Consider the following 17,812-nt stretch of genomic DNA (forward strand, 5'->3'; position numbering starts at 1 on the left):
CCTTTACTAGTGTTTCTGGCCGGGCGGTTGTCTCCGCCGGTCTTGGTTAAGCCAGTCCAGAACGTGGCCCGGAGCAGATCTGATCAAACAAACACAAAGGGCCGAGGTATTCCCCAGCCCTGCTCAGATATGCCGCCCGGACGTTTGCCGCCCATGTTCTGACAGCGCGCGTATAGGCGGATTCCCATGAGCGTGCAAGGGGAAAGCCCAGCGCCGCAAGGCGGCGAGAAGGGCTGCGCTGCTATTGCCGCCAGTATTCCCGCTCCAGCAGCACCACACCGACCAGAACGAACTCAACCGCGTCCTTCTCCCCCAGGAGCGGCAGAAACACTTCGTTCGAGCTTCGGAAGCCGGGCAGCGGACCGACATAGGGCAGCGACACCATCAGCGGGCGGGGATTGCCGGCCACTTCTGCAAAGCAGCTCCAGACCAGCGACCCGGGGCCCTTGCCGGGGTGTTCGGTCAGCCTGGTGCCCACCAGCTTGCTTCGGAGCGTGTTGCTGAGCTTGCTGCGGGCATAGATGGCCTTGAAATTGGACAGACTGCCGGCGTCTGTGCGCTCAATTTCAAAGATAGATAGGACATTCGGGGCTTTTTCGGCATTCGGAAGGCCGAATTCCGTAAGCCGCGGGAAGCGCCCGCCCTCCGCAGCGCTTTTCCAAAGCAGGAAGATGAACTTCAGCTCAGGCTCCAGATCGCTGACGGAAAAGTCTGCAGTAAACATGCCTCAGGCGGCCCCCGGTAATGTCGCTCCTAGCGGCAGCCGCCCTCAGGATGCCGCAGGGACTCGTAAACATAAAATGGCGCTCATTTCCTAATGTAGCATGAAATCAGTATATTAAAGGTTCTTTCCTTGCATTTCCCAGGAGGGCGGCAGCAGGCGGCGCCGTCCTGGGCCGCCTACCGCCAGTGTTTATTGGGCCTTCAGGCGATCTCTGTCACGATGGTTTCACGGGGTTTGCGCACCTTTTTCATCGGCAAGAGCCAGTCGCCGTCTTCCTGGCGATAGCCAAGCGGCAGCAAGAGGACAGAACGCAGGCCCTTGCCGCGCAGGCCCAGGATTTCATCGACTTTCTCAGGCGTGAAACCTTCCATCGGGGTGCTGTCCACCTCCAGCTCGGCGGCAGCGGCCAGGGCAAAGCCCAGCGCGATATAGGCCTGGCGGGCGGCGTGGTCGTGGTTGGTTCGCTCTTCCCGCGGCAGGTAGGTCGCCTTGAGGTTATCGTAATACTGGTTCAGCATCGGGATCTCGCCGCGCTCCTCGGTCATCTGGCGGGTGACTGCGTCGATCCGGTCCTCGGAGTAGTTGTCCCAGGCGGCAAAGACGATCAGATGCGAGCCGTCGGTGATCTGCGCCTGGTCCCAGGCATGCGGACGGATCTGCGCGCGGATCTCCGGGTTGGTGATGACAAAAACCTCAAACGGCTGGGTGCCCGACGAGGTCGGCGCCATGCGGATCGCCTCGATGATCTGGTCAACCTTCTCCTGTGGGACGGCCTTGGCCGGGTCCATTTTCTTGGTGGCATAACGCCAGTTCAGCTTCTCGATCAGGGTGCTCTTGCTCATGTGTCCGGTCCTTTCAGAAAGGGTAGTATAAATTTGTAACCGGCTATACAATCAGCACTGGAAAGGGCGCAAGAAGGCACATTCCTGAGCCCCGGTTACACGGAAGGAACCACCATGGCGGAGGCGCAATGCCCGGAGTGCGGGCGCATCAACGAGGTGCTGTCGCGGGTCGGCGACCGCTGGAGCGTGCTGATTGTGATCTCCTTGGCGCAATACGGCGTGCTGCGATTCAATGAGCTGAAGCGGCACCTGGGGATTTCCCAGCGGATGCTAAGCCTTACCTTGCGCGAGCTGGAGCGTGACGGGCTGGTGAGCCGCACCTATTACCCGACGATCCCGCCCAAGGTCGAATATGCGCTGACGCCCTTAGGCGAGTCGTTCCGCGAACCGGTCAGGGCATTGGGGCTGTGGGCGCTGGAGCATCTGCCTGTGATTGATGCGGCGCGGGCAGAGTTTGATGCCTCGGCGGAGGCGGAGAAGAAGACCGCCTGAGGCGGCGGCCCTTGCGGTTATTGCCGGAATGCCCAGACGCGTGCGTCCTGTTTCAGCATTGCCTGTTCGGCCGCATCCAGGCGCGCGGCCGCAGCAGCAGGATCGCGGCGGCCGCCCGCCTTGCTCCAGAGCCTGAGCGCTGAGGCCGGGCTCCAAGGCAGGCAGGCGGACGCCAGCCACTTCCGCAATGCCGGCGGCAAGGCATCATAGGCTTGCATCGGATCCCCCGCCCTGCGCCTCCTTTTCAGGCGCGAGTTGAGATTACGGCGCGCCCTGCGGTCAGCCATTGCGGCGCCAGCTTGGGAAGGGGTCATCCAAGGAAGCCCAGGCCGGGTCGAAGCCATTCGCCGTTTCCGGCATCAGGCAAGCGTCCAGCCGCGCGGTGGTGGCTTCCTTGTCGAGGCCTGCCCCGATGAACACCAACTCCTGCCGCCGGTCGCCCCAGGTCTCATCCCAGTTCTGCAGGAATTCGCGCCGGGCCTCAGGATGCGTTGGCCAGCGTTCCGTTGGCACCGCCGCCCACCACAGGCCCAGCGGCCGGACAGAAGAGATCGCCCCGGCCAGCGAGAACTCAGCGGCCCATTCCGGGCGGGTGGCCAGCCAGAAATGGCCCTTGGCACGGATCACCCCGGGCAAGTCGCCATTCAGCAGCGCGTGGATTTTGGCGGGATCAAAGGGGCGTTTGGCGCGGTAGACAAAGGAGGAGATGCCGTATTCCTCGGTTTCCGGCACATGGTGCGCAAACCCATAGAGCTCCTTGGCCCACAGGGGGTGTTCATGCGCCTTGTCAAAATCGAAGCGGCCAGTGTCGAAAATTCGGTTTCCGTCGACTTCGGAGTAATCAGTGTGAATTACCTCAGCATCCGGGTTCAGCGCCTTGATGACAGCCATCGCCGCAGCGGTCTGATCCGGTCCTGCGTCCGACACCTTGTTCAAGATGATGACATTGGAAAACTCGATCTGATCGGTCAGCAGGTTGACCAATGTGCGGTCGTCTTCCTCGCCCAGGCTTTCGCCACGGTCGCTGAGGAAGTCATGGCTGGCGAAGTCGCGCAACAGGTTCACAGCGTCGACCACCGTGACCATCGTATCGAGCCGGGCGACGTCGGAGAGGCTGGCCCCTTCTTCATCACGGAAATCGAAGGTCGCCGCCACCGGCAAGGGTTCGGCGATGCCGGTGCTTTCGATCAGCAAGTAGTCAAACCTCCTCTCGTCTGCGAGGCGGCGCACCTCCTGCAGCAGGTCGTCGCGCAGGGTGCAGCAGATGCAGCCGTTGGTCATTTCCACCAGCTTCTCATCCTGGCGCGACAGTTCCGTCCCGCCGCGCACCAGGTCTGCGTCGATGTTCACCTCGCTCATGTCGTTGACGATCACCGCAACCCGGCGGCCTGCCCGGTTGTTCAGAACGTGGTTCAAGAGCGTGGTCTTGCCCGCCCCAAGAAAGCCCGACAGCACCGTGACCGGCAGCCTGTTGTCCGTCATGCAGATCTCCATTTATGTTATATCATAACATTTATCGCGGCGGGAATAGCAGCCCATCTGCGCGCCTGCAAGAAGGAAACCGGGCAAGCGCCATCTATCGCCGCGCAATGCCTGTGGCCGGCCTCGGAATTTTGAGTATTTCTGCAAAGAAGAAGGTGCGGTTCCTGTGCACCTTCTCAATCCCCTCGCGGCGCCGGGGCGGCGGCGCAATTTCCGGTTTGAGCGGCGGGCGCCGCCGCAGAAATCCAATCATAGAAGGCTTCGGCTGCCGCGCTGGGGCGGTCTTTCAGCTGCAGCCAATAGGCCCGTTTGGGCACAGCCACACCGGCATCAACCGCGAGAAGCCGCCCCGTGCGTAATTCTTCGCGGACTAGGAACGACGGGCACAGGGTCCAGCCCAGGCCATCGGCGGCCAGGCTTACCGCCGCGTGCACGCTGTCCACTTCAAGGGTCTGGCGGATCGTTCCGGCCGCAAAGCGCGGCGTCTTGAGCCATTCCTCGAACAGGCTTTCCTGACCGCTGATGCGGATCACCGGCAGCGGCCCTTCATCAGCGCAGCCTGGCGCCCGGACCGCAGCCATTTCGCAATGCACAATCGCCTTGGCCGGCGCCGGCTGCACGGGGCCGGCGAGGAAAATCTCGGCATCCGGGTCGTAGCCGTGCCGCTCAGGCCGCCAAAGCGCAGTGCGGGTTTCCACCTGGATTTCAGGATAGAGGGCGTGGAACCTGGGCAGATTGGGGATCAGCCAGCGCAGGGCGAAACTAGCGTTGCAGAGAATGCGAAGGCGGCTGCCTTGCGGCTGCTGGTAGCGTTTCAGTGCGTTGTTGATCTGCTCCAGCCCCGGCGAGACGTCGCTATAGAGCTGGGCGCCGGAAGCGGTGAGAGACATGCCGCGCGGCTCGCGGGTGAACAGCTGCAATTTCAGGTGGGTTTCCAGCGCCTGCATCTGCTGGCTGAGCGCCGCTTGTGTCAGCCCGACCTCCTGCGCTGCCAGCGTCATGTTGCCCAGCCGTGCCACGGCTTCGAAATTATGCAGCCACTTCAGAGGTATTGTCATGCCAGGCCATTAATTTTCTTATTGGGAGTTGGAAAATTTATCTATTGGATTGCCGTGCGGATTTCCAGAACAGTGTGGCCTGCCTTCCTGACCATCGTGGCGCAGGCGGCCAAATGGGAGGATCCGATGAGCGAGCAGCCGAATTTCCTGGTGATTATTTCCGACGAGCACCGCAAGGATGCGATGGGCTGTGCCGGCCATCCGATTGTGAAGACACCAAACCTGGATGCGCTGGCAGAACGTGGCACAATGTTTACTGCTGCCTATACGCCCTCGCCCATGTGCGTTCCCACCCGCGCGGCGCTGGCCACCGGGGACTGGGTGCATAAGACCGGCCATTGGGACAGCGCCACGCCCTACAGCGGCAGCCCCCGCAGCTGGATGCACGCCCTGCGGGAGGCGGGCCGCGAGGTGGTGTCGATCGGCAAGCTGCATTTCCGCTCAGTTGAGGATGACAACGGGTTTTCCGAGGAGATCGTGCCGATGCATGTGGTGGGCGGTGTGGGCTGGGCCATTGGTCTCTTGCGGGAGAACCCGCCGCCCTATGACTCGGCGGCGGAACTGGCGGGCGACGTCGGCGCCGGGTCCAGCACCTATACTGACTATGACCTCGCGATCACGGCTGCGGCGGAAGCCTGGCTTGCCGATCCCAAGCGGCAGCAGCAGCCCTGGGCAGCGTTTGTCTCCTTGGTGAGCCCGCACTACCCCCTCACGTGCCCCGAGGAGTGGTACAACATGTATGAACCGGCAGAGATGGACCTGCCGGTTGGCTATGGCGAGGGGCTGCCGGACCATGAGGAGCTGCGCAATATCGCGGAGTTCTTCAACTACGATGACTATTTCGACGAACAGAAGATGCGCGAGGCCAAGGCGGCTTATTACGGGCTGACATCTTTCATGGATGACTGCGTGGGCCGGGTGATCCGGGCGCTGGAGGCCGGCGGCCAGCTGGAAAACACCGTGATCCTATACGTGTCGGACCATGGTGACATGATGGGGGATCAGGGGTTCTGGACCAAGCAGGTGATGTATGAGCAATCGGCCGGGGTGCCGATGATTGCGGCCGGGCCGGGGATTCCGGCCGGGCACAGGTTGGCGACCTGCACCAGCCTGACCGATATCGCCGCCACCGCGCGCGAGGTTTGCGGCATGACGGAGGCTGCGGAACTGCCGGGCGTCTCCCTGCGTTCAGTTGCCAGCGCGCACTATGATGAAGCCCGGACCGGCTTTAGCGAATACCACGACGGCGGCTCGAAAACCGGTGCCTTCATGGTGCGCTGGGGCAAGTGGAAATATGTCTATTACGCCGGGATGCAGCCGCAGTTGTTCAATCTGGAAACGGATCCGCATGAGCAGATTAACCGGGCGATGGACGGGGTGAAGGATCCGGAGATCAAGGCGGCGCTGGCTGAGGGCGAGCGGCGGCTGCGCGCAATCTGCGACCCGGAAGAGGTGAACGCCCGTGCTTTCGCCGATCAGCGCCGCAGGATCGAGGAACTGGGTGGCGAAGAGGCCTGCCGCACGGCCTATGTTTTCAACCACACGCCAACGCCGGACGAGCAGGACAGGATGCGTGAAGGATCGCCGCTGTAGCCCTTGCCGCCTGCCCTGCCGTTGCCTAGGGTCGCGGCCAGGAGGGCCGCGCGATGACATTGGAAGAGGCAATTGCAACCCAGCCTCAGTGGGTGCAGATTTGGGTCAACATCCTGTTTATAGGGGCCTTTGTTCTGCCGCTGACGTTGCTGATCTGGCAGCCCAGCCGTCTGCACGGCCTCATAACAGTCGCGGCAAGCACCCTGGCCGCGGGCGGGGTTTACTGGATCTACGGCCAGCTGGGATATGTGCGGCTTCTGGGGCTGCCGCATGTGATCCTGTGGACGCCGCTGGTGATTTGGCTGTGGCGGCAGGGGGCGCGGCCTGAGATGCCCGCCTGGCCGCGGCGGATCATCCTGATGATCTGTGCGGTGATTGCAGTGTCGCTGGTTTTCGATGCCATAGATGTTGGCCGCTATCTGCTGGGAGAGCGGCAGCCGTTCTGAGCCGCCGCCGTCCCGCGCGCAAAAGTTTTCAGAAAAACTTTTGGCAATTTTCTTTCTGAAGAAAATTGCACTGCACCCTCCGGCCCGCGGCTCAGAGATCGATTTCCAGTACCCCATCCGGCGCTTGCGCGCGGGACTGGCACAGGATGATGGCACCCTCGCGCTGTTTGTTCGACAGCACAAAGTCGCGGTGCTCCGCCGCACCGGAAATCAACCCGCATTTGCAGACGCCGCAGATCCCGTCTGAGCATTTCACATCCACGTGGATGCCGCTTTCGGCCAGCGCTTCTGTGGCGGTCTGTTCTGCCGGAACCCGAATTTCGCGGCCCGATTTTGCCAGCTTCAAAGTAAAGGCGTGGTTTTCATATTCCGGCTGCTCCGGGACTGAGAAGTACTCCATATGGCGCGCCTCTTCGGGGAAGCCGTTTGCCCCGGATGCATCCAGAACCGCCTGCATGTAGGCCTCCGGCCCGCAGGTATATACGTGGCTGCCTGGCGCATACTGCAGCACTTGCGCCAGGTCCGCGCGAGTGCCCTGGTCGGAGAAATGCAGATGCACCCTGTCCGCCCAGGGGACGTTCTGCAGGTCTTGCAGGAAGCCAGCATTTGCCTGTTTCGAACAGGAATAGCGGAATTCGAAATCGCGCCCCAGCGCGTGCAGGCGGTGAGCCATGGCGATCATCGGTGTCACCCCGATGCCGCCGCCCATGAGGTAGGTCTTGGCGGCGTCCTCCACCAGCGGGAAGTGGTTGATCGGCTTGGAGATGAACACCATCCGGCCTTCCTCAAAGATCCGGTGCATGAGTTTGGAGCCGCCGCGGCCCGTGTCCTCGCGCAGCACCGCGATCTGGTATTTCGAACGGTCCGCCGGATCGCCCGACAGCGAGTACTGGCGGAAGAACTCCGGCGCGACGACCACGTCGATATGGGCGCCAGCGGCGGCTGGCGGCAGCAGTGAGCCATCCGGCAGGGAGAATTCATACTTGGTGACCGTCTCCGTCAGGTGCTCAACCTTCGACAGGCGCACCCGCATCACCGGCGCAGTGCCCTGATCGGCAGAATAGACATGCTCCGGCGGCAGGCCTGCGGCGCGGCGGCGCTTGTGCTCCACGGCGGGGATCATGGCCTGATAGGCGGCAATCCCGGCCTCGCGGTCCATCGGGGCGGGCCAGGCATAAGGCGGTGGCGCCAGCGGTGCTGGATAGACCGCGAGCGTCTGGTCTTCAAACTTCAGGTTCAGATCCTTGGACAGCTTGCGGGTATTCACGGGATGCTGCGAGGGAGCATAGGGTCCCTCCTCCGCCATCTCCAGATCCCACCACCATTTCTTGGCCGGGTTCACCTCGCCGTTGCCCAGCGCGTCGTCGAGTTTTGCCAAGAGCGGCGCGCTGCCAGGTACCTTCATTGCGGCCCAGCGGAACGGCGCTTCGGCAAACAGCCCCTCCAGATTCCAGGGGCAGGTTTTCATGCAGCGGCCACACATGGCGCCGCCGGGCACGGTGACCCGGTAGGTGGTGCATTTCTGGCTGTCGGACTTCCAGATCTCGTAGCCGTTGAACATCAGCTTTGGCCCAGCGGTGATGGCGCCGGAGGGGCATTCGCGGGCGCATTTGTTGCAGGCCTCGCAGAACCGCTGCAGGCCAAAGTCGACCGGCTTGTCATGGGTCATCGGCAGGTTGGTCGTCACGGCGCCGGATTTCAGCCGCGGCCCGAGGAAGGGGTTGAGGATTACTTCTCCGATGCGGGAAACCTCGCCAAGGCCGGACAGCAGCAGCAGCGGCGGCTGCAGCACTTCGCCGTCCATCACCGAATGCACCCGGGCGGTATAGCCGAGGTTGCGGATCTGCTGCGCGATAACCCCGCCCAAGAGCGAGAACCGAAGGTAAGCGCGCATCGACTGGGCGCAGGCGATCCAGTCATCGCCAGAGGCACCCTCCATGGTTTCATGGCCTTGGTCGATGATGATGCTGATGGCGTTCTCATGATACGGCGCCAGCGGCTGGCCCGCGGCATCATGGGAGTAGTAAGCCCAGTCCGGGCAGCGCGAGATGCCTACCGCATCGCAGCCGAGGAAGTAGGCCGCGGCCTTGATGTTTGCGGCGTTGCGGGCGGCGTCGCCAGCACTTGGGTCCACTTGCGGCGCAGCCTCGCCGTCCTGCAGCAGCACAAAGGCCGCGAGCGAAGAGCGGAAGGCGAAAGCAGAGGAGGATTTGCGGACGTAGTTCCCGTTCTTTGCTGCCTCTTGCGGGCCTTTGCCGAGGTCGCCAAACAGCGAGCGCGCGAACATGTCGGCGCGCTTCGGAACCCGCGCGACATTCACCTCGTCGATGTAGGTGGTGGGGTCGGGCACCCGCTTCAGGGTCTCGAACGGGTGCGGGCCATCCATGAAACGGCGCTTGGCGTAAGGGTCGCGGGTGGCCGCGCTCTTGGCGTGGGCGCCAAGGCCCAGCCGGTATTTGAGGCCCGGCGCCTGCCCTGGGGCCAGTGGAAGATCGGGGGCCAGTTCCAGCGTGGTGGTGACAGCAGCGATGCCGAAACGGCTGCCAAGGAACGGGTTGATAACGGCGCCGGCTTCATAGGTGGCAAGCCCGGCCTGCACCGCCAGCTGGCCCAGGTGCACATCTGTGGCAGCACCGGTATGGGCGCGCGCCTCCCAGCCCAGAAGGCGGATGTAGTTTGCCAGCGTCACCACGGTTTCCGCCGTCCGCAGGCAGGCGCGCTGGGCCTGGGCGTCCGAAAGCCAATCGGTGCCATCTTCCCCTGCTTCGGGGTCGCGGGGGAATTCGTAGACATAGACCAGCGCATGGCTGTGGTGGCTGCAGTCCGCGGGCGGGGCCTGCATCGCCTCACGCAAGTTTGCCATCACCACGTCGATGCCGGAGGCAAAGGTCTTGGTCTGCTTGCTGCGCAGGGTGTCCGCCAGCGCCGCCACGTCCGGGTTCTCCAGCGGTGTATCGAGCCACGCGCAGGAGGGCACCGCGCAGGCACCGGCCAGAGAGGCATCGCAGAAATACCCGAAGGCCTTCAGATGATCCGTGCGCTCCTGCGGGCTGGCGGGGATGTCGGCGCGCTCCTTCTTCACCAAGCCTTCGCGGGTGGCGTCCAGCATTGCCTGATAGTCGCGCATTGCGTTGACTATGGAGAGCGGCGCATCCGGGCGGCAGAAACTGATCTGCGCCATCGGCGGCAGCGCGTCCAGCCCTTCAGGTGCCGCTTGCCGCGCCAGGGTCTCCATCGGGTACGGTCCCAGATGCACTGGCCGGTTGCGGTAGGAGAACAGTTTGCCCATGGATGGCCCCTTTGAGTTACAGCTTGGCGACGATGCGCGGCTCGTCCTGCAGCAGTTTGGCGGTGGACCGGCGCAGTGCGGTCAGTTCTTCACTGCTCAGCTTGGCTTCGAAATACGCGGCGTTTTCCTGCGCGATGGGCAGCACCGCCTGCAGCGCCGCCTGCCCCGCAGCGGTCAATTCGACCCGGATAGAACGCCCGTCGCCCTCACCGCTGCAGCGGGTGAGCATCCCGCGCGTCTCCATCTGCCGCAGGGCGCGGGAGGTGGCAGTACGGTCGATGCCAATGAAATCCGCGATTTCCGACGGGGTTGCCAGCCTTTCCTTTCCGGCCGCCAGCAGCACGCACCAGGTGACACGGGTCAGCCCGTAATCGGCGATGCGCTGTTCAAAACGGCGTTCGATCACACGCGCCAGCATGGTGATCTGGTAGCCGAGGGATTGGTGCAGGTGGAATCGTGCCTGAGTCATGGTAATTGACAGTGTCAACTATATACCTGTCAAAGGCCAGCCAATTCTGCACATACTCTCTTTGCGGTGGTCCCGGATGGACATACGCAATCTGCGCCCTGCGAGGCGTTGCATCATCGCGGGCAGCCTGTATCGTCAATTCAGGCATGCTCCCAGGAGAACAGCATGAAATTCCGCTTTCCCATTGTCATCATTGACGAAGACTTCCGCTCCGAGAATATCTCAGGCTCCGGCATACGAGCTATGGCACAGGCGATTGAGGACGAAGGCTTTGAGGTGCTGGGGGTTACGAGTTACGGAGACCTGTCGCAATTTGCGCAGCAACAGTCCCGCGCCAGCGCCTTTGTGCTATCGATTGACGACGAAGAGTTCACGCCGGGGCCGGATCTGGACCCTGCGGTGCTGAGCCTGCGCACATTTATCGAGGAAGTGCGCTGGAAAAACGCCGATGTGCCGATCTATATCTACGGCGAAACCAAGACCAGCCGCCACTTGCCCAATGACATCCTGCGCGAGCTGCACGGCTTTATCCACATGTTCGAGGACACGCCGGAATTCGTGGCGCGCCACATCATCCGCGAGGCGAAGGGCTATCTTGAAAGCATCCAGCCGCCGTTCTTCCGGAAGCTGCTGGATTATGCCGAGGACGGTTCCTACTCCTGGCATTGCCCGGGGCATTCCGGCGGCGTGGCGTTTCTGAAAAGCCCGGTCGGGCAGATGTACCACCAGTTTTATGGCGAGAACATGCTGCGGGCAGACGTCTGCAACGCGGTTGAGGAGCTGGGGCAGCTGCTGGACCACAATGGCGCGATTGGCGCCTCGGAACGCAATGCGGCGCGGATCTTCAACGCCGATCACTGTTATTTCGTGACCAATGGCACCTCGACTTCCAACAAGATGGTCTGGCACCACACGGTGGCGCCGGGCGACGTGGTGGTGGTGGACCGCAACTGCCACAAGTCGATCCTGCATTCGATCATCATGACCGGTGCCATCCCGGTATTCCTGAAGCCAACCCGCAACCATTGGGGCATCATCGGCCCGATCCCGCATTCTGAGTTCGCGATTGACAGCATCAAAGAGAAGATCCGTGCTAATCCGCTGCTGAAGGACGAGGATGCTGATGCGGTGAAGCCGCGGATCCTGACGCTGACCCAGTCGACCTACGACGGGGTTCTGTACAACACCGAGGTGATCAAGGGGCAACTGGACGGCTATGCCGAGAACTTGCATTTCGACGAGGCCTGGCTGCCGCATGCGGCGTTCCATCCGTTTTACGGCACCTACCACGCGATGGGCCGCAAGCGCGGGCGCACCAAGCATTCGGTGACCTATGCCACCCAGTCGATACACAAGCTGCTGGCGGGGATCAGCCAGGCCAGCCATGTGCTGGTGCAGGACAGTGAAGAGACCAAGCTGGACCGGCATCTGTTCAACGAGGCGTATCTGATGCACACCTCCACCAGCCCGCAGTATTCGATCATCTCCAGCTGCGATGTGGCGGCGGCGATGATGGAGCCGCCGGGCGGCACCGCACTGGTCGAGGAAAGCATCATGGAGGCGCTGGATTTCCGCCGCGCCATGCGCAAGGTCGATGAGGAATACGGCGCCGATGACTGGTGGTTCCAAGTTTGGGGGCCAGAGGATCTGGCCGAGGAAGGCATCGGCAGCACCAAGGACTGGGTGCTGAAAGGGACCGATGCCGACGGTGTGCAGGCAGGCGGCGAGGACAGCTGGCACGGATTTGGCGACATGGCGCCGGGCTTCAACATGCTCGACCCGATCAAGGCCACCATCATCACTCCGGGTCTCAACCTGGATGGCCGGTTCGAGGACTGGGGCATCCCGGCCTCAATCGTCACCAAATACCTGGCCGAGCATGGCGTGGTGGTGGAGAAGACCGGGCTTTATTCCTTCTTCATCATGTTCACCATCGGCATCACCAAGGGCCGCTGGAACACGCTGCTGACGGCGCTGCAGCAGTTCAAGGATGACTTTGCCCGCAACCTGCCGATGTGGCGCGCCATGCCGCAGTTCTGCGGAACCCAGCCGCGCTATGAGCAGATGGGGCTGCGCGACCTGTGCGCGCATGTGCATGCGCTTTATGCCAAGAACAACGTGGCGCGGCTGTCGACCGAGATGTACCTGAGCGACCTGACACCAGCGATGAAGCCGAGCGAGGCCTTCAGCCATATCGCCCGGCGCACCACCCAGCGGGTGCCGATAGATGAGCTGGAGGGGCGTATCACCACCAGCCTGGTAACCCCCTACCCGCCGGGCATTCCGCTGTTGATCCCCGGCGAGGTGTTCAACAGGAAAATCGTTGAATACCTGAAGTTCAACCGCGCTTTTGCACGGGACTGCCCCGGTTTCGAGACCGACATTCACGGGCTGGTGCAGGAGACCGGCCCCGACGGGGTAACTCAGTATTTTGCCGATTGCGTTGCAGAGTGAAGCAGAGAATCTGCCCTGACGGGCAGGCTGGCACTGGCGGGCTGTCACGGGCAGGCTGGCACGGCCGGGTTCGCGCTTTCCCGCGCCCGCATTATGTGTATATATAAAGGCAATAAAATTCTTTAATGAAGAACGAGGCCCGATGCCATCCGCCCGCGAAACCATGAGCTACAGGGACATCAAGCAGGTTGTTCTGGACCGGATCCAGAACCGGATCTGGGCACCGGACAGCCTGTTGCCAAGCGAGACGGAACTGGCGGCAGAGTTTTCCAGCACCCGCACCACCGTCAACCGGGCCCTGAGGGAACTGGCCGAGGAAGGATATCTGGAGCGCAAGCGCAAGGCTGGAACCCGGGTGCTGAATTCACCGGTGCGCAAGGCCCAATTTGCGATTCCCCTGGTGCGCGACGAGATCGCCGCAATGGGCGCGGATTACCGTTATGCGCTGGTCGAGCGTAGCGTCATGCCCGCACCTGCCTGGCTGTCGGCCCGGCTGGACATCGCCCCGCAGCAGGAGGTGCTGCACCTCAGATGCATGCATTTCGCGGATAATGCTCCCTTTCAATACGAAGTGCGCTGGGTGGTAACGGATAGCATTCCCGGGGTTCTGGAAGCAGACTTCAGCCAGTCAGGCCCCAACGACTGGCTGGTGCAAAAGGTACCCTACACAAACCTGGAACTGAGCTTTATGGCGGCCAAGGCGGACCAGGCGATTGCAGAATTCCTGGATGCGCCCGCAGGCGATCCCGTCTTTTCTGCAGAACGGATTACATGGCTGCGCGATCAGCCCGTGACGCTGGCGCGGCTGTTCTTTGCCCCAGGGTACAAGATGACCACCCGGCTGTAGGCCGCCCCGGCCGCCAGCCCGGTTTCCCGCGTCAGCCTGTGCCATCGCCCAGCGGCTGCAGCACCCGTTCGGCACCGGCAGAGACGTTCTTTCGGTACTGGCTGGGTGTTGCGCCCTCCTGCTGGCGAAAGGCGCGCTCAAACGCGGAAACCTCGGAATAGCCCAGTTTCTCGGAGATCTCCTGAATCTGCACACCCGGCGCCATCAGCATGCGCTTGGCAATTTCCATGCGGCAGCCCGCCAGCAGCCGGGAGAATTTCTGACCCTCGTCTTCCAGCCTGCGCCGCAGGGTGCGCCGTGACATGCCCAGCGCTGCCGCGACGGTGGTCTGTTCAAAGCTTTCCTGCCCGATGCGCATCAGCAGTTCACGGCGCACCCGGATTGTCACCGGCGCGGCGCGTTCGCTTTGGCGGGCAGAGTTGACAATCCGCTGGGAGGCTTCCTTGAACGCCTGGTTCTGTCTGCTGGACAGCGGCAGGTCCAGCAGGCCTGCGTGGAACACCAGCGTGTTTGAGGGCGCAGCGAATTGCACCGCGCAGCGGGGCCCAGCCGTGCTGTGGCTGTGCAGGGCGCTTGATTCGTGCTCCAGCATCAGCTGGTCCGGCCGCCAGTCCGGTCCGGCGGCGGACTTGATCAGGCTGTGGAACACCGACAGAGTCAGCTCTGCATCCTGCTGCCGCGGCCAGATGCCGGTGTCCAGGATGCGGTAGGTTAGCCGCGCCTTGTCCCCATCGACATCCAGCCGCATTTCAGAATCGCTTTGCACCATCGGGAAAGCATTGCGGAACAACGACAGAGCGGCGCCCAGCGTTGGTGCCTGTTTGATGAATTCCCCAAGCGTGCCAAGGTTTTGCAAATCAAAAACAGAACCGACCCGCCAGCCGAAATCAGGCAGGCCGAGCTGCTCGGAAGCATGTTCGCAAAAGTCCACGAATTTCTTCAGGCCGATCTCGCCGTGCAGGTCCTCCGGCGTGATCCGGGCATTGCGGCAAAGCGAGGCGGAATCGCCATTCATGAACTCAACCGCCCGCAGCGGATCGTTCAAAGTGGAAGCAGAAATCCGGGGCTGATAATTGTGTGGCATCGCGTATTTCCTCAGGATTGCGCCAGAATACCGCAAAAATCCGTCATTCCAGAAAAATTGCCGCGGTCCGGGGCTGAGCCGCCGATTCTGTCCGGAAATGTCGGGTTGTTGTCCGGATGCGTCCGCCACAAGGGCCGCACCGGCGGTGCAGCTTGTGTAAATGGCACCTCAAAATGGCACCTTTGATATTGCGATAGCAGGCGGCGGCCCGGCCGGGTCGGTGGCGGCGGTTCTGCTGGCGCGGGCCGGCTTCCGCGTGGCGCTGGCCACACTGCCGCCGCGTGCGCCCCGGTATGAGGGGATGTCAGCCCGCGTCGCCGCGATTCTGGCGCGGCACCGGCTGCCGCTGGCGGGGATCGGCCCTGCGGCGCAGCGCCATGTCAACTGGGGCGCATTTCAGGGCGGCCAGAATAGCGAGCATCTGGCCGACCGCAGCGCCTTTGATGCCGGGCTGCTGGAGACGGCGCGGGCTGAAGGCGTCCGTGTTATCTATGCGGCAGTGTCCAGCGTGCGGCCGGAGGCGGGCGAAATCCGCCTGGCCGATGGCAATTGCCTGACCGCCCGGCTGCTGTTTGAGGCCCGCGGCCGCCGCGCACCGCGCCAGGGCTCGGATCTGAGCCGGGCTGAGCTGGTGGGGCCGGACACGATCTCCATTGCCGGATTTGTGCCGCCGCGGGCGGGCGAAATGGAGACGCCGCGGATCGAGGCCCAGCCCGGTGGCTGGATCTGGTCGGTTCCGGTGGACCGGGGCCGATTGTGGCTGCAGGCAGTGGGCGCTGCGGCCTCGCTGGGGCCGGCACGCGGCAAGACAGCGGTGGCGGCACTGTGGGAGACAGTGCTGACGGATCTCCCTCTGCCCCGCCGCCCCGTTGTTCATGCGATTGCGCCGCGGCTGGCGGCGCCGGATCTGGATCCGCGCTGCCCGCGCCTCGGCGATGCGGCGGTGGCGCTGGACCCCCTGTCGGGGCACGGGATGTTCTGGGCGGTGTCCTCGGCGCTGATGGCGGCGCCCATCGCGCGGACGCTGCTGGCGGGGGATGCGGCGCTGGCCCGTGATTTCTACCGCAACCGGGTGGCAGAGACCTTTTGGCGGCAGGTGCGGGTGGGCCGCGATTTTTACCGCGAGGCGGGGTTTCAGACACCGTTCTGGCAACAGCGCGCGGCCTGGCCGGATGAGGCCCCGGCGCATGACACGGACATCCGCCCGCATGTGGGCACGCGAGTGGTGGTGCAGGACGGTTATTTGGCGCGGCGCGAGGTGTTGATCACCCGCGATGCCCCGGGCGGTGCGGCCTTTGCTGCCGGGCAGGAGATCGTGCCGCTGCTGCGCCGCCTGAACGGGCAGCCGCTGCCGGACGCGGAGCGCTTTCACAGCGCGGTTCTGCCAGAGGCCCCGCCGCAGGCGGCGCGGGCAATCCATCAATGGCTTTTGTCACAAGGGTTTACCGAGGGGGCGCAGATCCCCTGGGACACTGCAAACAGGGAGACTGATCCATGCAACTACGACCCCGCGGCCTGACGGCTGCACTTTTGATATCCGCGGCGGGCGCGGTGCCAGCAATGGCCAGCGAGGAACTGCTGCAGAACACCTGCTCCAGCTGCCACACGGCTGAGGAGGGCGGGCTGAGCCGGATCAGCGGCCAGCGCAAAACGCCCGAGGGCTGGATGATGACCATCGTCCGGATGCAGCAGGCGCACGGGCTGGAGATCGGCGCAGAAGACCGCCGCGCCATCGTGCAGCATCTGGCGGACACGCAAGGCTTGGCACCGTCCGAGGCCGCGCCGTTCCGCTATGCGCTGGAGAAGGACCCGAACGCGCAGGAGAGCTTTGACGAACCGTTCGCCTCGATGTGCGCGCGCTGCCATACCGGCGCGCGGGGGCTGCTGCAGAACCGCACGGCGGAGGAGTGGGTGCTGCACATGGATTTCCATGTCGGCCATTTCCCCACCATCGAATACCAGGCGCTTGGCCGCGACCGGGAGTGGTACAAGATCGCCAAGACCGAAATCGCCGGCTATCTGGCGGAGAAGAACCCGCTGGAAACGGCTGCCTGGTCGGACTGGCAGGCGGCGGAGAAGCAGCCGGTGGCGGGCGACTGGGTGGTGATGACCGATCTGCCCGGCATCGGTGAGGCCTATGGCAAGCTGACGGTGACGGGCGATGCCTCGCCCTATCAGGTCAGCGGCGCGTTCATGACGGCGGACGGCACCGCGCATCCTGCGTCGGGGCAGATGAACCTTTATACCGGCTATGAATGGCGCGCCAATCTGGACATTGGCGGTACCGCCTACCGCCAGGTGCTGGCGCTGTCGGAAGATGGCAACAGCCTGCAGGGCCGCCAGTTTGATCGCAACAACGACGCCCTGGGCGCGTCGCTGAGTGGTGTGCGGGACGGGGCCGGCAGCGTCATCCTAGGCACGGTTCCTTCTGCCGTTCCAGCAGGGGAGGCGCAGGTGCAGGTGGTTGGCACCGGGCTGGGCGGGTTGGACAGCTCCAGTGGCGATGCGGCTGCGAACACCTATGGCGCGGCGCTTTCGCTGGCGTCTGAGGGCAATGGCGTTGTCAGCTTCAGCGCAGGCGGGGCCGAGGGGCAGATCGCCCATTACATCTCGCTCGACAGCCTGCGGGTGGAGCCGGAGTTCACCATCGCCCGCGTGGGCGGCGGCAGCGAGGAAGGACCGGCAGCGGTGCCTGCCTATTTCAACGCGGTTGGCATGTGGAACGGCCCCGACGGCCAAGCAGGCACCGAGGACGACGTACGTATCGGACGGATTGAGGCGCAATGGACCGTGGCCAACGCGCATGAGCACGCAGTCCACATGAAAGACACTGAATTTGCGGGGGAAATGCAGGCAAACGGCATCTTTGCGCCCGCGGTTGCCGGCCCCAATCCGAACCGGCCGTTTAGCGCCAACAATGCCGGGGAGCTGACAGTGCAGGCGGAGGCGATGGGCCAGCAGGCGGAGGCGATGCTGATCGTCACCGTGCAGCGCTTCATCGACCCGCCGATCCGCTGAGACAGGGGAGAGAG

Annotated in this window: 15 protein-coding genes; 7 read left to right on the plus strand and 8 right to left on the minus strand. The window is 63.4% G+C overall.

Features of this window, described 5'->3' with window-relative positions; translation table 11 throughout:
- Positions 1-241 precede the first annotated feature (241 nt).
- A complete protein-coding gene (locus ACXAHG_RS13245) occupies positions 242-724 on the minus strand; it encodes a hypothetical protein (RefSeq protein WP_475045121.1) in 483 nt (160 codons plus the stop codon).
- A gap of 200 nt (positions 725-924) precedes the next feature.
- Positions 925-1,566 (minus strand): NAD(P)H-dependent oxidoreductase, encoded by a 642-nt coding sequence (locus ACXAHG_RS13250; protein ID WP_475045122.1) that lies wholly within the window; start codon positions 1,564-1,566, stop codon positions 925-927.
- 114 nt (positions 1,567-1,680) lie between these two features.
- Here ACXAHG_RS13250 and ACXAHG_RS13255 point away from each other — a divergent pair, with 114 nt between their 5' ends.
- The gene (locus ACXAHG_RS13255) at positions 1,681-2,058 is read left to right on the plus strand and encodes a winged helix-turn-helix transcriptional regulator (RefSeq protein ID WP_475045123.1); all 378 of its coding nucleotides are present in this window, start codon (positions 1,681-1,683) and stop codon (positions 2,056-2,058) included.
- 17 nt (positions 2,059-2,075) lie between these two features.
- On the opposite strand, the gene ACXAHG_RS13260 is transcribed toward ACXAHG_RS13255, so the two are convergent.
- From ACXAHG_RS13260 to ACXAHG_RS13270, 3 genes are all read right to left on the minus strand, one after another.
- The gene (locus tag ACXAHG_RS13260; protein WP_475058004.1) at positions 2,076-2,402 is read right to left on the minus strand and encodes a DUF6525 family protein; all 327 of its coding nucleotides are present in this window, start codon (positions 2,400-2,402) and stop codon (positions 2,076-2,078) included.
- Positions 2,338-3,540 carry a GTP-binding protein gene (locus ACXAHG_RS13265; RefSeq protein WP_475058007.1) on the minus strand — a complete coding sequence of 401 codons (1,203 nt, stop codon included), beginning with the start codon at positions 3,538-3,540 and terminating at the stop codon, positions 2,338-2,340. Before ACXAHG_RS13265 ends, ACXAHG_RS13260 begins: the two co-directional genes overlap by 65 nt.
- Positions 3,541-3,716: 176 nt before the next feature.
- Positions 3,717-4,598 (minus strand): LysR family transcriptional regulator, encoded by an 882-nt coding sequence (locus ACXAHG_RS13270; protein WP_475058009.1) that lies wholly within the window; start codon positions 4,596-4,598, stop codon positions 3,717-3,719.
- 21 nt (positions 4,599-4,619) lie between these two features.
- On the opposite strand from ACXAHG_RS13270, the gene ACXAHG_RS13275 reads away from it, so the two are divergent.
- Together ACXAHG_RS13275 and ACXAHG_RS13280 are read left to right on the plus strand one after the other, a co-directional pair.
- Positions 4,620-6,191, plus strand: coding sequence for a sulfatase family protein (locus tag ACXAHG_RS13275; protein ID WP_475058011.1), 1,572 nt, complete (start codon positions 4,620-4,622; stop codon positions 6,189-6,191).
- A 53-nt stretch (positions 6,192-6,244) separates the two neighbouring features.
- Positions 6,245-6,637, plus strand: coding sequence for a hypothetical protein (locus ACXAHG_RS13280; RefSeq protein WP_475045130.1), 393 nt, complete (start codon positions 6,245-6,247; stop codon positions 6,635-6,637).
- A 91-nt stretch (positions 6,638-6,728) separates the two neighbouring features.
- On the opposite strand, the gene ACXAHG_RS13285 is transcribed toward ACXAHG_RS13280, so the two are convergent.
- Both ACXAHG_RS13285 and ACXAHG_RS13290 read right to left on the minus strand, forming a co-directional pair.
- Positions 6,729-9,926: a 2Fe-2S iron-sulfur cluster-binding protein gene (locus ACXAHG_RS13285; protein WP_475058013.1), complete on the minus strand. Its 3,198-nt coding sequence runs from the start codon at positions 9,924-9,926 to the stop codon at positions 6,729-6,731.
- Between the two features lie 16 nt (positions 9,927-9,942).
- Positions 9,943-10,395: a MarR family winged helix-turn-helix transcriptional regulator gene (locus ACXAHG_RS13290; protein ID WP_475058016.1), complete on the minus strand. Its 453-nt coding sequence runs from the start codon at positions 10,393-10,395 to the stop codon at positions 9,943-9,945.
- Positions 10,396-10,560: 165 nt separating this feature from the next.
- Here ACXAHG_RS13290 and ACXAHG_RS13295 point away from each other — a divergent pair, with 165 nt between their 5' ends.
- Together ACXAHG_RS13295 and ACXAHG_RS13300 are read left to right on the plus strand one after the other, a co-directional pair.
- A complete protein-coding gene (locus ACXAHG_RS13295) occupies positions 10,561-12,849 on the plus strand; it encodes an Orn/Lys/Arg family decarboxylase (RefSeq protein ID WP_475058019.1) in 2,289 nt (762 codons plus the stop codon).
- Between the two features lie 142 nt (positions 12,850-12,991).
- Positions 12,992-13,696, plus strand: a complete 705-nt coding sequence (locus tag ACXAHG_RS13300) for a GntR family transcriptional regulator (RefSeq protein ID WP_475045135.1) — start codon at positions 12,992-12,994, stop codon at positions 13,694-13,696.
- 31 nt (positions 13,697-13,727) lie between these two features.
- On the opposite strand, the gene qhpR is transcribed toward ACXAHG_RS13300, so the two are convergent.
- Positions 13,728-14,780: an AraC-like transcriptional regulator QhpR gene (gene qhpR, locus ACXAHG_RS13305; protein WP_475045137.1), complete on the minus strand. Its 1,053-nt coding sequence runs from the start codon at positions 14,778-14,780 to the stop codon at positions 13,728-13,730.
- 160 nt (positions 14,781-14,940) lie between these two features.
- Here qhpR and qhpG point away from each other — a divergent pair, with 160 nt between their 5' ends.
- Together qhpG and peaA are read left to right on the plus strand one after the other, a co-directional pair.
- Positions 14,941-16,299 carry a flavin-dependent monooxygenase QhpG gene (gene qhpG / locus ACXAHG_RS13310; RefSeq protein ID WP_475058021.1) on the plus strand — a complete coding sequence of 453 codons (1,359 nt, stop codon included), beginning with the start codon at positions 14,941-14,943 and terminating at the stop codon, positions 16,297-16,299.
- The gene (gene peaA / locus ACXAHG_RS13315; protein ID WP_475058023.1) at positions 16,275-17,798 is read left to right on the plus strand and encodes a quinohemoprotein amine dehydrogenase subunit alpha; all 1,524 of its coding nucleotides are present in this window, start codon (positions 16,275-16,277) and stop codon (positions 17,796-17,798) included. The genes qhpG and peaA overlap by 25 nt, the downstream gene beginning before the upstream one ends.
- The last annotated feature ends 14 nt before the right edge of the window (positions 17,799-17,812 follow it).

Source organism: Leisingera sp. ABD4_442 (assembly GCF_056160905.1).